We start from the raw sequence: 14421 nt of genomic DNA, 5'->3' as shown, positions 1-14421 counted from the left end.
CCAGGCTCTCCAGCGCAGAAGCGGCGGTACTCCCCCAGCCGCTCAGACGCACAGATAGGCATCCGACAGCACAGGCTCCGCGCCAGCACCATAGTCGCAGGTGGCGGCCAACGGGGGCTCATCAGCCTCTCCGAACCGTGCAAGAGCAGGGAGTACACCTGGCGCCAGTGGCGGCTTCCAGCAGGATCACCCGACGTGAGGGGGGGCGTCACGAGTGCTGATCACGAGTCCAGCGTCCTCAGGACTTCCGCCTGCGTTGCTGCGGGGAGGCGCCGGTAGGAGTTCCATGCCCGCTCGAGCGCAGTCGAGCCGCGCCTGCCCCGCTCCGCCCATCGGACCAGCCGCCGCTGATCTGCGGGGTCCAGACCCTTGATCTCAGCGAGGGTTTCGTCGGCACAGGCTGCCCGCCCGCCGCCGGCGCGGCAGCGCTTGCACTCCGTGACCAAGTGCTCTTCCTCGCGGCCGTCGGAGCGAACAAGGGCGCGCCGGGTGACCGAAAGCACTGCCGTCTGGTTCGAGTCATCAAGGTAGGCTTCTGCGCTGCCAATACCGCACACCGTGCACATGTAGTCGTCGCGAGCGAGTACGGCCTGGATCTGCTTAGCCGTGATCGTCTTCCCGGGCGCAGCCGCCCGGCGGGCAACCGGGTCCCACACAGCCGCCCCCGCCTTCACGAAACGCTGGTCCTCCGCCGTGAGCGAGGCGTCCTCGGTATTTGTGTGGATGACCCAGCCGTAGGACCGGAGGTCGCGGATCCGACGGTCCGCCTGGGCGACGCCGGGAAACGCCTCGCGCACCTCTTCCTTTGTGAAGGTGTTGCCCTCACCGACCGCCTGGACGAGCCAGAGCGCGCCCCTGATCATGGTGCCACCCTTGAAGTTACGGTCGTCCCAGGCGGGGAGGGCCACGTCTACTCCGTTCCTCGGGCCGCCAGATGTGCAAGTCTGCTTGATAGCCAGCCCCGTTGTCAGTGGAGCCTGCCATTATTCCTGACGAGTGCGTACCCGTGCTTGCCCGCTGAAGAGAGGTCTGGCTATGGCTGTGAAGTTCGGTGTTCCGCCCGAGGGCGAGCGGATCCGGTCCATGGTCGAGGAGCGGCTGAAGCAGGCCATGGCGGAGAACGGCGCCAAGGTCACCGTGGAGTGGCGCGGTGAGCAGAAGCACCTGAGCGTGATCTCCATGCCGGTGGACCTCCTGTACTTCAATCCCGACACCCACCGCATCCGCGCGCAGCGCACACTGGACCCCGAGCAGAACCGGGTGCTCGAAGGGGAGCCCTGGAGCGAGCTCGCGCAGGACTACCTCGCCCTCCTCCTCAGCCGCAACCCTGCAAACCCGACGCAGACGGACCCCGACTTTACGGCGCTGCAGGACGAGCTGGACGACTTCGGGCAGAAGGAGCCCGGCATCATCAGCCCCGACGGCATCCTCGTCGACGGGAACACCCGCTGCGCGGCCCTCCGAAAGCTCGGAATCAAGAACATCCGCGTGGGGGTCCTGCCTGCGGACACGTCGCGGCGGGACATCAACAACGTCGAGCTCGCCCTCCAGCTGCGGAAGGACAAGCGGCGCGAGTACTCCTACATCAACCGCCTGATCGCCATCGAGGAGGAGCTGGCCAACGGGCGCCGACCGGAGGACGTGGCTCGGGACTTCAACATCAAGACCACGACGCTCCGCCAGGACCGGTGGGTCTACCAACTGGTCAGTGATGCCATCGACCGCAGCAAGGACCCCGCCAGCGGCGTCGGGCTGCGACTGGTCGACTTCGAGGACCACCAGGAGAAGCTCCGCGAACTGCAGCGCGACTACACCAAGCTCGCGAAGACAGACCAGGATGCAGCCGAGCAGCTGAAAGAGTCCCGGCTCGCGATGGTCGTCCTGAACTACCCGAAGACCTCGGTCCGCCTCGCTGAAGCCGACTTCCACACCCGCTTCCTCGACGAGCGGCTGCCGGACGATCTCCGACCTGCCGCGCAGGAGTCCGCCGCAGTGTCCATCCCCGGCCTGCCGGGCGTCGCGGTCCAGGACGGCACCTCGGTCGTGAACGCGACGCGGGCCCTCACCGACGACCTCCTGAGGGCGAAGGCTGCGACCCTCGCCGCCGACAAACTCACCCCCTCGGAAGTGACGCAGGCCGTTGCGAAGATCAAGTCGGCCCGCGGCACGTTCGACGTTGCTGTGAAGATGGCCGGCCAGAACGCGCAACTGCAGAAGCGGAAGATCGCGGTACCCGAGCGGCTGACGGACGCCGCCGACTACGTGAACCAGTGCGCGGCGGAGTTCGCCGAGGCGAAGGCGAAGCGCGCCTTGGACGAGGACTCCTTCGACGATGCTCTGCTCACCCTCCGGGCGAGTCTCGCGCGGCTGGCCAAGCAGGCGGGCCGCACATTCAGCTCGCCGGGTGACGGCGTCGAGTGGCTGCTCAACGCCACCCGGGAGAGCTGATGGAACTGCCCGCCTCCGCAGCGAGCCTCGAGATCGGCTTCGGCGACAGCGTGGCGACGGCTCGCTTGAGGGCCGGCTCCGGGCACGAGGCAGACCTGCGCCGTCTCGCCCTGCGCTTCCGCAGCAGTGTGCAGCGTTCTCCCGCGAGCATGGAAGTCGACCTCGACGACCTCCTGACGAACCTCGCGGCGCTTGCGGCATGGCCTGCGCAGTCCAGCGTCGCCTGGGACCCGCAACTGGCCGCGCTCGCGACGGACTCCGCAGCAGATGCCCAGACGGTGTCCGACCGTCTCGACCCGGCGGCCGGAGGAGCCGGAGAGGTGCAGGAGGACGAGCTTGCCGACCTGCTCGGCCCCGAGTGGATTGCCGACCTGACCTCCTTCCAGCGCCGGGACATCGCCAAGCTCCTCTCGCTGCGCCACGGAGCCAACTTCTCCGTCCCCGGGGCCGGCAAGACGCGCGTCGGACTCGCTGTGTTCCAGTCGCTGCGCGCGGCCAAGGGCGTCGAGCGCCTGCTGATCGTCGGTCCGAAGTCCTGCTACGAATCGTGGCAGTACGAGAACGCGCAGTGCCTCAGCGAGCCTCTGCGCGTGGAGGTGCTGTCCCGATACACCGATCCGGCAGCCGATGTGATCATCGTGAACTACGAGCGCCTCAGCCAGTCCGTCGAAGAGCTCGGCCACTGGCTGAGCGCCCGGCCCTCCATGCTGCTGCTCGACGAGGCGCACAGGATGAAGCTCGGCGCCGAGGGGAAGTACGGGGCAGCCTGCCTCGCCCTCGGCCCGCGGGCCCGCCACCGGTTGATCCTGACCGGTACCCCGGCTCCCAACGGTGTCAAGGACATCGAGAACCTCTTCGGCTTCGTGTGGCCCGGGTACGGGCGCCAGAAGGTGACGCAGGCCGTGGCTGGCGGCGACCTCGCCAAAGCCAGCCAAGTGCTGCGCCCGCTGTTCACCCGCACGACCAAGCACGAACTGGGGCTGCCCCCCGTGACGACGACCCTCCGCAGGCTTCCGATGCCCCCGCTCCACCAGGAGGTGTACGAAGCCCTGATCGGCCGGTTCTCGGCCCGGGCCGCCGGATCGGAAAGCGACTTTCAGGCCCTCGGCAAGATCATCGTCTACATGCTGATGGCGGCCACCAGCCCCGCTCTGCTCGCTGTCGGCACAACTCGCTACGAACCGCTGAACTACCAGGTCCCGCCCCTGGCCGTGCCCGAGGGCAGCCCACTCTTCGACCTCATGAGGGACCTCCCCAGCTACGAGATGTCCCCGAAGTATCGCGAAGTCCTCGCCATCGTCGCGAATAACGCAGCTCAGGGCCGCAAGACCCTGGTGTGGTCCACGTTCATCCGCAGCCTGAACACGCTGAAGAGAGTCCTCAGGGAGTTCCGGCCGGCCATGGTCCACGGAGGCACGGAGGACCGCGAAGCCGAGATCGAGCGCTTCCGGAAGGACCCCGACTGCATGGTGCTGCTGTCGAACCCGGCCACGCTCGGCGAGGGCATCAGCCTGCACCACGACTGCCACGACGCGGTCTACGTCGACCGTGACTTCGCCGCCGGTCGGTTCTTGCAGAGCCTCGACCGGATCCACCGCCTCGGGCTCGCGCCCGAAGTGGAGACCCGCATCACCGTGCTCGCCTCCGAAGGGAGCATCGACGAGGTCGTCGAGCAGCGGCTGAGCGACAAGCTGCTCTTCATGGGTCGCATCCTCGACGACCCCGCAGTTCAGGAGCTCGCAGACCTCGACGCGGAGCCGACCGTCGGCGGCGGCCTCGACCAGAGGGACCTGCAGGCGCTGATGGGCCACCTCCGTGCCCGTCCCGCCTAGCCCTGTCCTGCGCGCCGCCCTGCGGTGGCTGGAACGGCTCCCGGCCTCCAGCCCCGCACGGTGCCGCGCCCTGTTCACCAACCACACCGACTACAGCGACCTCACTCCCACGCAGTACGAAGCGGCCTACGCGTGGCTCGGCGAGAACAGCCTGCTCGGAGACCCGGACAGCAGCGCCGCGGCGGAGGAGCGCGTCTTTCGTGCCGCACTGGCCTCCAGCGGCGCGCCGTGGCTCCAAGACGCAGACGTCCTAGTGCGTGGACCGGGGGAGCTCCCCGAGGACGCTCTGCGAGCGGCGGAGGCTCTGCGCCTTTCCGAGCGCAAGGCGTACGAGCAGGTCCGTGCCGTCTTCGGCAAGGTGGATACAGAGGCACGAGCTCTCATCGGCAGCGCCGGTGAACTTGCCCTCGTCGCCCTCCTCACCGAGAGTCTTGATGCCCGCATCGAACATGTCGCCGCTTACTCCGACGGCTTCGGATACGACATTGCCGTCCACGCGAGACGGCACCCGCTGCACATCGAGGTCAAGAGCACGGTGCGCCGCGGGAGGTCGGCCTTCTACCTGTCCCGCCACGAGTACGAGACCATGCGCCGCGACGCTGCATGGCAACTCGTGACGGTGCAACTGACAGAGGGGCACACGATTGCCGCCATCGCTTCCATCTCTTCCGAATGGATTAACAGCCAAGTGCCTCGTGACGTCGGCCCCTTCGGATATTGGGAAGCGTGTCGGATCGATGTGCCATCGGACGCGATCGTCCACGGTATCCCGCGACTCACCCCCCTGCTCGGGACCGGGGCGGCCGGAGCGGTTCTTCGAGGCGGTGCGAGCAGCTGACGGCAGACCGTGCAGCGCTCCGACCTTTTGCAAGTGCACTCCCGCAGGTGGACCGCGAGGTCCACCGGCGGGACTCGCTCGGCTTCTCCGATCCAGACACCCGGATAGTCGGGCGCAGGCAGGACGCCCTGGATAGCCCGGCTGCCCTTCGAGCGCGGTACCGCGAGGTCCAAAGGGGGGCGACAGGCAGCGCGACGCAACCGTCGCCGAACGCCATTGGGGGGGGCACTCTCGGTGGTCACGGAAGCGTCGCCATTGAGGCCGCTGACAGCCGAGTCGAACGGTGCTCGTAGTTCAGCGGTCCATGGTGTACGCGGTCTTCGTCCTGCCCGCTCCATCGCGAGCAACGGATGCGGCTGCCCTCACCTTCGATTCAAGTACCTAGAGCCGGCACCCGGCCTTCGTAGGAGAGCTCAGCTAGGCTACTTTCCTTGCTCGTGTCGCGGTGCTGCGGCATCTCGACGGGATCGCACTGCAGCGCAGACGACCGCGGAGCTTGCATCAGCGGAATCGTGCTCCCAGAACCGGAGTACCAGCCACCCCGCCTCTTCAAGACGTATATCCACATCTCTATCGCGCTGCATGTTCTTCGCGATCTTCTCCCTCCAGTAGTCAGGATTCGTCTTCGGCAGGACAAAGTGCTCCGGGCACCTGTGCCAGAAGCAGCCGTCGACGAAGACTGCAACACGGGTGGGACGGAAGACGAGGTCGGCCGTGCGGCGCATGTTCGGCAACGGCTTGGCAGCGACCCGGTAGCGGAGTCCGGCCGCGTGAACGAGAGAGCGAAGCGCTCGCTCGGGAGAGGTGTCCCTATTCCGGTTCCCGAGCATGCTGCGGCGGTTTGCGGCGGAAGACGCCCAGGATCCGTCCGGTGGAGACCAGTCGCCAGCGGCTGGCTCTTGAGGCAGGTTGTTCATCAGCTCGTAAGTATGGCCGATGGAGCTCCGACCCCGGCATAGTTCGTGTGGTGTCGGCGGGCACGTAGGCCATGCAGTAGGCGGCCTCCGCCAGATCGGCGATTCTCCGGCGGGCCAGAACCCCGTGCTTTCGGCCAGAACGGCGCCAGCGGCGAACCCTACTCAGGTTCAGTCGCAAACTCCTCAGACCAGAGCGCCCTCGCCTCACGAGCAACGCTTCCACTCCTACCCCTGTAGACCAGCGACCAGCTCATCGATTGTGCGGCACGGGGCGCCCAGTGACGGCGGTGTCGAGTCGGGTGGTGGTGAGGGCTTCGGCATCTTCCGCCAAGTTCAGCCGTTCGCACTCCTGACGGCGCCAATGAGCCCCGCCTGTATGCGAAGCCAACCCGCCGTGCCGTGCTAGCCAGGAGCAAGGCGATGTGCCCGGCCCGGCCTGCTTGCGCCTGGTGCAGCAGGCGTCACGACCTTCTTGCCGAGTCAGCAAGGTGGCATGCTGTTCAGGCACGCCGTTCGTACGGTGAAGCCATGACGCACTCACACCAGCCCGGCACCCACACCTCCGACCTGCACCAGCACCAGCACCAGCACCAGCACCAGCACGACGACAGCGGCCAGGCCGAGATCCTCGACCTCGACGCCGAGGTCCTCGCGGAGCACATTGCCGGGATCACCGGCTCGCTGCCGTTGGCCGCCGCGCCACGTCAGATCGTGGACCTCGGATGCGGTACGGGCGCTGGCACCTTCGCTCTGCTGGAGCGGTTCCCGGAGGCGCACGTCACTGCCGTGGACACCTCGACCGGGCATCTGAAGCTGCTCACCGACAGAGCGTGCGCCGAGGGCGTGCAGGACCGCGTGCGGACCGTGCAAGCCGACCTGGACGCCGCCGACTGGCCTGAGCTGGGCGCGCCGGACCTGGTGTGGGCATCCGCCTCGATGCACCACATGGCCGACCCCGCAGACGCGCTCGCCAAGGTCCACGAGCTGCTGCCGCCCGGTGGCCTCTTCGCCGTCGTCGAGTTGGACGGCTTCCCCCGCTTCCTCCCGGCCGACGCACCGGCCGAACGCCCCGGGCTGGAGGAACGCTGTCATCGGGCTACCGACAGCTTCCACGCCGAACACGTCCCCCACCGGGGCGCAGACTGGGGCCCGATGCTCTCGGCCGCCGGATTCACCGTCGAGGACACCCGCACCATCGCGGTGAACATCGAGGGCAACCGCAGCGAAGCCATCGGCCGCTACGCCCTGGGCAGCCTCCAGCGGCTCCGCAACGCGGCAGCGCCGGGCCTGGACCCCGCCGACGTCATCGCGCTCGACGCCCTGCTGGACGCCATGAGCCCGAACAGCATCCTCCGCCGCACCGACCTCGCCGTCCGGACCACGCGCACCGTCTGGGCAGCCCGGAGGCCGTAAGCGTGTACCGGGCGCTGCTCCCTCGTCGGGACCGATGAGGACGAGCGGGGGCCCACAGCGCCGAAGGGATGGCTCTCATTGCCATTCCTCATAGAGGCGACGAAGACACCGAATCTGAAGAAGCACCACTGGATGTTCCGGCTGCCGTCCTCATCGGGAGCGATGAGGACGGCCTCATGCCGGAAGCGCCGCGCTACGAAGCGACGCTACCCCTCGGAGGGGCGATGAGGACCCCATGGTGAAGGTCCAGGTCCGGGAGGGCGTGGCTGGGGTCGGGGGTGGGGCGGTCTTCAGCGGGTGTCCGGTTGTGCTCGGGACCTCAGTGTGGCGCTGAAATCCGGGGCTGGTGCGGGCTCGGTCAGGATGGCATGGGTGGGCGGGTACGGGTGGGGCTTCGGTGGGATTCGGCGGCGCCGGGCGGCCTGCAGCGTCCCGGATCGGTGTCCCAGCGGGGTGGTGTCTCTGCTGTTCAGGGGCAGTCCCGGTGTCCCGGCGTCCCGGAATGGTCGTGGAAGGTGGCGGCTGGGACGGGGGCGGGCGCAGGGTCGGTCCTGTCGAGCTCAGCGCTCGGCGTCCCGACTCCACCTCCCCATCCGAATCCGAACCTGAAAGAGGTAGACGCCATGGCTTCCTCCCTTCCTCGCCGCCCCCGCTTCCGCACTGCCGTCACCGTCGCTGCCGCCGTCGCCGCGCTGGGCGTGACAACGGGGGTCGCCACCGCCGGTGGTGCGTCCAACGATCACCGGACGGGGCCCGCCCCCGCCGGGACGCCCGTCGCGGTCGCAGGCGACTACGACGAGCTGGTGCTGTGCGAGGGGTCCAACACCGACATCGCAGCCGAGCCGTTGGAGCAGCCGCTGAACCGGCTGCTGCTGACCGCGACCAACACCGGTGACACCAGCTGCGTGCTGCTGGAGTACCCGTCGCTGTGGCACGAGGGCGCCCAGGCGGTGCCGCCGGCGTTCGCGGAGTCGCGGCCCGCGTCGCCGGTGGTCCTCGCCCCGGGTGAGTCCGGGTACGCCTCGGTGGCGCTGTCGGCGACGGACGGCAGCGGTGGCGACGGCGCCACGTACGACGCGCTGACCGTCGGGTTCAGCCTGCTCGGCCACGGCTCCTACGGCCAGGGCGTCGATCTCGAACTCCCGGACGACGGGGTGCACATCGACGACACCCTGACCGTCACCCACTGGCAGGACACCGTGGACGACGCCGTCATCTGGTGAGCCGGGCGGCCGGGGTCCGCGCGGAGCGGCCCCGGCCGGGAACGCAGCGGTGCCCGCCACCCCTGGTGGAGGGTGGCGGGCACCGCTTGTGGGGACCGGCCGGCAGGGGCCGGTCCGTGACCCGGGCCGTGGCCGCGGCCCGGGAGTTCACCGCGGGCCGCCCCGTTGCCGGGGCGACCGCGGCGGTCTCGTGCTGCCTGTGCTGCCTGTCGGTCGACTGTCAGTCGTCAGCCGGCAATCGGGGCAGCGCCGTCAGGGCTGCGCCGTCAGGGCTGCGTCTGCCGCTCGTCAGCCGTTGGAGCTGGCGGAGGAGTTGGCCGGGACGGTGAGGGTGGTGCCGTCGGAGAAGGTCACCGTCGTCTCGGTGTCGCCGTAGTTGTGCGCGGCGTAGGTGCGGTTGCCGTCCTTCTCGAAGACCGCGGCGGTCGGGCTGTCGGCCGTCACGTCGAGGTTGGGCGTGCCGACCGTCGCGAGGGTGTTGATCCAGTGGTAGGTGTGCGCGCGGGTCGCACCGGCCTCCGGCTCGTACGCGTTGTTGTCGGCGTCGTACGAGGACTTGGCGGTGTCCGGGTCGGCGAGGGCCTGGAACTGCCACAGCAGGTCGCGCCACTCCTCGAACGGCCCGCCGTTCTGGTCGACGAGGTGGTCGAGGTTGCGGTTGACGGCCTCGGGGTTGGCGGCGAGGTGCAGCGAACCACCGGTCACCGGGAGCACGTTGATGCCGTGGATCTCCTCCGGGTTGGCGGTCCACCAGGTGGAGTACGCGGCGCCGGAGCCCCAGACCATGCCGACGATCGGGTGACCGTAGTTGTCGGGGTAGACCTCCTGGTCCGCGTCGAACCAGTACTGGCGGATGGCCTCGGCCTCGGTGGTCAGCAGGTAGACGCCGAGGTCGCGCAGCTCGTCGTCACCGGTGGCCGAGCCCCACTTGATGAGGCCGACGCTCAGGTTGATCGACTCGGAGGACGACTCCTGGTTGTTGCCGGCGGCGAAGCCCTGGTGGCCGGCGGCCCAGCTGTGGCCCGCGTAGGGGTCGAAGCCCCGCAGGAACGGGTAGCGGTCGTCGTCGCGCGCCGGGTTGGCGGTGTCGCGGATCAGCTCCGTGACCATGCCGCCCCACTCGGACTGCTCGGCCCACTGCGGGTCGAACTGCGCGACGATCGCGGCGGCCATCACGAAGTAGCTGTAGTGGAAGTGGTGGTCGTTGAGCTCGGTGTCGCTGCCGTAGGACGCCGGGTAGCCCGTCAGGGTCGACCAGTCGGAGTCGTAGGAGAACTCGGCCGGGCCGCCGACGGTGAACCACTCCTGGAGGCGGTCCTTGATGAGCGTGAGCAGCTGGTCGCGCGCGCCGTCGTTGCCGGTCTGGTCGGCGAGGGTCACCAGCTGGGCGAGCTTGCCGAGCTGCTTGCCGGTCCAGTAGGTGTCGGTGGCGCCCTCGAACGGGTCGGGCGAGCCGAGGACGTCGGCGATGTAGCCGTCGACCCGGGCGTTGTCGACGCCGTCGCTCTCGGGGAGGGCGGGCAGCACGCCGGGAACGGTCTGGGTGGTGGTGAAGGAGTTGCTCTCGCGGACCTTCATCGCGCCGCGCGGCGAGACGTACTCGTAGTCGAGGAGCGCGTCGTCGGTGTGCAGCCACTGGTGGCGGTAGAGCGCCGAGATGGTGCCGGTCTCGGAGCCCTCGCGGGCCTCGGTCTGGAGCGTGTAGGTCGCGTTGACCTCGCCGGCGTCGGTGTCGTAGTCCCACGCTACCTCGGAGCCGGTGACGAAGCTGAACGCGTACTGCGAGTACGTCTCCAGCGCCTCCCGCTCGGGGAGCAGCGCGACCGAGTAGTAGTCGTTGCCGCCGAGGGAGGCGGTGACGGAGGTGCCGGAGACGTTCCAGTCGCTGCCGGTGGGGGCGAACAGCGCGTAGTGGTTTCCGGCGACGGTCACGCCGAGGACGTTGCCCTCGTCGGCGAAGACCTCGGGGGTGCCGTTGGTGATGATCTCGGCGTCGCCGCCGCTCGTCTCGGCGTAGACGTAGGGCAGGCCGTGGCCGATGGTGGCGCGCAGCTCGCGGTCGTTGTCGGCCCAGTAGGGCGTGACGGTCCAGTCGGACCAGCCGTCGGCCTTGACGTCGGGCGAGTTGAGGCCGGCGACGCTCAGCGTGAGGTCGGCGGTGTGGACGAACTCGTACTGGCGCCCGTCGCCGACGATCGCGTGGTCGGTCGGGTAGCCGACCTGGAGGCCCTCGGCGACGGCCTGGTAGGTGAGCGGGTGGCCGTACATCGGCTGGGAGTACGGGTTGTCCGCGTACCGCTTGAAGACGAGCGAGGACCACCAGTCGTTGGTGGGGACGGGCTCGTCGGCGACCGCGTCGGTGACCGTCGGCAGGACCGGGGTGCCCATGTTGTCGGTGGGGCCCTGCGTGCCGGCCGGGCGGGTGTCGGAGTAGCCGCCGTTGCCGACGGGGACCTCGGCGGCGCCGGCGGACGGGATCACGACGACGCCGGTGACGGCGGCCGCCGTCGCGGCGGCCACGGTCGTCAGTGCGATCCGGCGTCGTCGCCGGGTCACGCGATGCTGGCTCATCTGCTACCTCATGGTGTGGGGGGAGACGGGCACCACCGGAAGCGGTTCCGGCGAACACCGGAAGCGGTTCCGGCGAACGCGAAGCTAGGAGCGCCCGGAGCGGGTGTCAACGGGCCCCGGCGGGTTCCGGGAACGGGACCCGCCCCCCGGGTGCGGCGTTTACCCGCAGGTCGGAGCGGCGACAACCGGCTGTTGTCGGGTACATGCGAGGCCTGGGGAGGCGTCGAGGGATCACCGTCGGCTCAGCCGCGCTTAAGACGCGGTTAAGAACGGACGGTTCGCGGCCGGGGAAGAACCAACGGATGCGCACACCCCGGAAGTTGCCCCGCGAGCCGCCTGCCGGAGGGGTCAGGGGCGGGGCGCCTTGCGGCCGTGGACGGCGGCGTACTCGGCGGCGAGCCAGGGCGCGAGGTCGTCCAGCAGCATGGCCAGGACCGCCGGGTCGCCCGTCGGCGCGCGGCCGGCGGCGGCCGCCGTGCGCATCCGCCCGGCGTGGTCGGGGTGGCGTCGGGCGAAGAGTTCGGCGGAGCGGTCGAGGTCGCTGGTCCAGCCGCCCCAGTCGGGCATGACCAGCGTGAAGCCGGTGCGGACCACGCGGCGGGCGACCAGCCGGGTGAGCGCCCGCCGGTCGGCGTCGGTACGGGCCGCGGCGGCGCGGGCGCGCCAGCCGGGCAGCGCGAGGTGGAGATCGCCGTTGGTCTCGCGGGCGAGGAGCGCGGTGGGCCGGTACGCCGGGAGGTGCGCGGCGAGGTCCTTCCCCAGCAGCGGGGTGCAGAGGCAGGCGACGAAGAAGCCCAGGTCGTGCCGTTCCAGCTCGCTGGTCAGGGTCGCCGCCGAGGCGAGCAGGATGCCGCCGCCGACGACCTGCGGGAACGCGCCGTCGATCGCGGCCTCGACCGCGTCGGCGGCGGCGCGGTCGGCGGGTGCGGGTTCGGCGCGCAGCGCGAGGAGGACGTCCAGGTCGGAGCGGCCGGGGACGGCGGTGCCGCGCGGGATGCTGCCGTAGAGGTAGGCGCTGTGCAGCCGCCCGCGACCGGCGCCGTCACCGCCCGCTCCGCTGCTCCCGCTGCCACCGCCGTCACGGCTGGTCCCGCCGTCGCCACTGCTCGCGCCGTCCGCGGCCGAGCAGGCGCCGTCGGCGGGGCCGAAAGCTGCGGTGAGGTGGGTGCGGAGGGCCGCGACGACCGGCCGGAACGGCGGGGTGACCAGGCCGAGCGCGCCCTCGCGGGCGATGGTGCCGTCCCTGTTCAGTCCCCGGCCGTCCGGTGTCCACTGCTCCATGGGGCCACTCTGCCCCGGGCCACCGGGCGGCGCCGAGCGGTTTTCGCCCCGCCCGGGCCGGGAGACGCCGCCGGGGGCGGAGCACCGGCGGCGTGGGACGGGCGGCCGCGTCTGCGGGACTGCGGGGCCGGCAGCGGCTCGGACGTGGCGCGGGCGTGCGGCGCGCAGCCCCGCGCGGTTCAGTCGGCGACGAGGACGGAGCGGGCCGCACGGTCGCCGATGACCTCGCGCAGCCCGTCGTTGGCGCGGTCCAGCATGCCGACCAGGGCGCGCCCCTCGTCCGGTGCGAGCGAGGAGGTGGTGACGACGGCGAGGTCGTCCCAGATCCGCTCGATGACCGGGACGAGGTCGCGCCCCCGGTCCGTCAGCCGGATGCGGACCTGCCGCCGGTCGCCGGGGACCGGCTCGCGGCTGAAGAGACCGGAGCGCTCCAGCCGGGTCAGGCTGCGGGTCGCCGTCGCGGGTTCGATGCCGAGGCGGGAGGCGAGCGCGGAGATGGACATGCCGCCGTCGGGTTCGGCCTCGGCGAGCAGCCACAGCAGGACGTCCTGGCCGGGGTGCAGGCCCAGTTCGGCCAGCCGCTCGGCCTTGGCGGCCCAGTACAGCTTCGACAGCGTGTTGAGCGCGCTGTGCAGCCTCGTCACGTCCGCTGCGTCCATGGCGTCACCCTAACCAGACGTTTCGGGGCACCCCTGCCGGAGCCCCGCACGGGCGACGGAGCGGAAGCGGCAGGGCGAACCCCCCACCGGAGGCGGGGTGGTGACATGCCGTGTCGATGCATGTCACAGCAGGTCACACGGGGTGCGGGTGGGGTGGGAGGGAGACGCGGGGCGGGGGGGGGGGGGGCGGGCAGACGCGGGGCGCCGGAACGCCCCGCCGTGCGGTGCGTTCCGGCGGGGCGACCGCTGCCCGGCGCGCCCGCGACGCGGTGCGGCCGGTGCCTCCCGGCGCACGGCTGATGCACGGCCGGCGCGGGAGGGTGCGGCTGCCTCAGACCAGATGGGTGACGGTCACCCGGACCGTCGGCGGGACGCCGCCCGCCACCGCCGGGGCGACGGCGGCGGTCACCGCGCGCGCCACGTCCAGCGCGCGGTGTCCGCGCCGCACCGCGACCTGGACGTCGACGTGCCACCGTTCCGGGTCCTGGCGGCGGGAGACCCGCACGCCGTGCGGTCGGGACGGCGGCCGGCCGCCGGACTCCGCGCCGGCCAGCAGCTGTGCGGCGTTGCGGACCAGCCCGGCGAGCCCGGGGCTGAGGAACGCGACGCCGGGCACCTCCTCGGCGGCGCGCGCCGCGCGGTCCGCGACCTCCCGCCAGTCGGACGCACCGGTCGTCATGGGCCCTCCGTCGGGTCGTCGCCGGGCCCGCCCGCCGGCGCGGGGCCGGAGGCGCCGCCGCCCCGGGCGGGGGGCGGTGCCGCCGGCTCGTACATGTCGGTGACGCGGACGTCGACGGCGGCGACGGGCATGCCGAGCGCCTCCTCCGCGACGGACAGCACCCGGTCGCGGACGGCGGCGGCCAGCTCCGGCACCGTCCAGGTGAGCGGCGCGGCGACCTCCATCCGGACGCGGACCGGGCCGCGCGGCGCGCCCCGCCCCAGCAGACCGGTGGAGGCGGCGGGGTCGTCGGGGGTGATGCGGCAGCTGCCGGCGCGGACACCGGGCAGGGTCTCCGCCGCCGCGCGGAAGGTCTTCGTCACGGTCGTCTCACCGACCCAGTGGTCCTCGGTGAGGCCGCCCAGCGGCAGGTTGCGGCCGGGCCGCAGTTCCAGCCGCACCAGGTCCATGACGCGGGCGGCGAACGCCGCGTCGGCGTCGGCCGCCGCGTCCGTGTCGGGCTCGGCGGGGCCGGCCTGCCCGGCGGAGCCGCGTCCGGAGCCCGTGCCGGTGCCGGAGCC

General features: G+C 71.0%; 12 protein-coding genes. 5 read left to right on the top strand and 7 right to left on the bottom strand.

All coding sequences use genetic code 11. The annotated features are described in order from the left end of the window. Positions 1–221: 221 nt before the first annotated feature. The gene (locus HCN52_RS07070; protein WP_312876586.1) at positions 222–908 is read right to left on the bottom strand and encodes a KpnI family restriction enzyme N-terminal domain-containing protein; all 687 of its coding nucleotides are present in this window, start codon (positions 906–908) and stop codon (positions 222–224) included. A gap of 127 nt (positions 909–1035) precedes the next feature. Between HCN52_RS07070 and HCN52_RS07065 the strand changes: the two genes are divergently transcribed. Genes HCN52_RS07065 through HCN52_RS26115 form a run of 3 tightly spaced genes read left to right on the top strand, consistent with a single transcriptional unit; the run spans position 1036 to position 5118 of the window. Next, positions 1036–2448, top strand: coding sequence for a ParB/RepB/Spo0J family partition protein (locus HCN52_RS07065; protein ID WP_168087498.1), 1413 nt, complete (start codon positions 1036–1038; stop codon positions 2446–2448). Beyond that, positions 2448–4280, top strand: a complete 1833-nt coding sequence (locus tag HCN52_RS07060) for a DEAD/DEAH box helicase (RefSeq protein WP_168087497.1) — start codon at positions 2448–2450, stop codon at positions 4278–4280. Before HCN52_RS07065 ends, HCN52_RS07060 begins: the two co-directional genes overlap by 1 nt. Further along, positions 4264–5118, top strand: a complete 855-nt coding sequence (locus tag HCN52_RS26115) for a protein NO VEIN domain-containing protein (protein ID WP_168087496.1) — start codon at positions 4264–4266, stop codon at positions 5116–5118. The genes HCN52_RS07060 and HCN52_RS26115 overlap by 17 nt, the downstream gene beginning before the upstream one ends. A gap of 422 nt (positions 5119–5540) precedes the next feature. Here the strand turns inward: HCN52_RS26115 and HCN52_RS07050 are convergent, their stop codons facing one another. Beyond that, positions 5541–6035, bottom strand: a complete 495-nt coding sequence (locus tag HCN52_RS07050; RefSeq protein WP_168087495.1) for a very short patch repair endonuclease — start codon at positions 6033–6035, stop codon at positions 5541–5543. A gap of 528 nt (positions 6036–6563) precedes the next feature. Here HCN52_RS07050 and HCN52_RS07045 point away from each other — a divergent pair. Beyond that, positions 6564–7448 (top strand): class I SAM-dependent methyltransferase, encoded by an 885-nt coding sequence (locus tag HCN52_RS07045; RefSeq protein ID WP_168087494.1) that lies wholly within the window; start codon positions 6564–6566, stop codon positions 7446–7448. Positions 7449–8071: 623 nt separating this feature from the next. Further along, positions 8072–8671, top strand: coding sequence for a DUF4232 domain-containing protein (locus tag HCN52_RS07040; protein ID WP_168087493.1), 600 nt, complete (start codon positions 8072–8074; stop codon positions 8669–8671). A 288-nt stretch (positions 8672–8959) separates the two neighbouring features. Here the strand turns inward: HCN52_RS07040 and HCN52_RS07035 are convergent, their stop codons facing one another. The 5 genes from HCN52_RS07035 to HCN52_RS07015 all read right to left on the bottom strand — a co-directional run. Then, positions 8960–11242: a glycosyl hydrolase gene (locus HCN52_RS07035; protein ID WP_168087492.1), complete on the bottom strand. Its 2283-nt coding sequence runs from the start codon at positions 11240–11242 to the stop codon at positions 8960–8962. Positions 11243–11590: 348 nt separating this feature from the next. Beyond that, positions 11591–12523, bottom strand: a complete 933-nt coding sequence (locus HCN52_RS07030; protein WP_245174932.1) for a nucleotidyltransferase domain-containing protein — start codon at positions 12521–12523, stop codon at positions 11591–11593. Positions 12524–12702: 179 nt separating this feature from the next. Next, a complete protein-coding gene (locus HCN52_RS07025) occupies positions 12703–13182 on the bottom strand; it encodes a MarR family winged helix-turn-helix transcriptional regulator (protein WP_168087491.1) in 480 nt (159 codons plus the stop codon). Positions 13183–13513: 331 nt separating this feature from the next. Further along, entirely contained in the window at positions 13514–13861 is a 348-nt protein-coding gene (locus HCN52_RS07020; protein WP_168087490.1) for an Asp23/Gls24 family envelope stress response protein, read from the bottom strand. Beyond that, on the bottom strand, positions 13858–14421 hold a 564-nt coding region (locus tag HCN52_RS07015; RefSeq protein ID WP_209314247.1), incomplete at its 5' end, for an Asp23/Gls24 family envelope stress response protein. The genes HCN52_RS07015 and HCN52_RS07020, both read right to left, overlap by 4 nt.

Source organism: Streptomyces bohaiensis (genome assembly GCF_012033785.1).
In the GTDB taxonomy this organism is placed as follows: domain Bacteria; phylum Actinomycetota; class Actinomycetes; order Streptomycetales; family Streptomycetaceae; genus Streptomyces; species Streptomyces bohaiensis.
Note: the sequence above shows the minus strand (reverse complement) of the source record. Positions and strands in the feature narration are given on the sequence as shown.

Coding starts and splice junctions, on each gene's coding strand:
- HCN52_RS07065 (WP_168087498.1), top strand. CDS start 1,036: ATGGCTGTGAAGTTCGGTGTTCCGCCCGAGGGCGAGCGGATCCGGTCC.
- HCN52_RS07060 (WP_168087497.1), top strand. CDS start 2,448: ATGGAACTGCCCGCCTCCGCAGCGAGCCTCGAGATCGGCTTCGGCGAC.
- HCN52_RS07050 (WP_168087495.1), bottom strand. CDS start 6,035: ATGAACAACCTGCCTCAAGAGCCAGCCGCTGGCGACTGGTCTCCACCG.
- HCN52_RS07045 (WP_168087494.1), top strand. CDS start 6,564: ATGACGCACTCACACCAGCCCGGCACCCACACCTCCGACCTGCACCAG.
- HCN52_RS07040 (WP_168087493.1), top strand. CDS start 8,072: ATGGCTTCCTCCCTTCCTCGCCGCCCCCGCTTCCGCACTGCCGTCACC.
- HCN52_RS07035 (WP_168087492.1), bottom strand. CDS start 11,242: ATGAGCCAGCATCGCGTGACCCGGCGACGACGCCGGATCGCACTGACG.
- HCN52_RS07030 (WP_245174932.1), bottom strand. CDS start 12,523: ATGGAGCAGTGGACACCGGACGGCCGGGGACTGAACAGGGACGGCACC.
- HCN52_RS07025 (WP_168087491.1), bottom strand. CDS start 13,182: ATGGACGCAGCGGACGTGACGAGGCTGCACAGCGCGCTCAACACGCTG.
- HCN52_RS07020 (WP_168087490.1), bottom strand. CDS start 13,861: ATGACGACCGGTGCGTCCGACTGGCGGGAGGTCGCGGACCGCGCGGCG.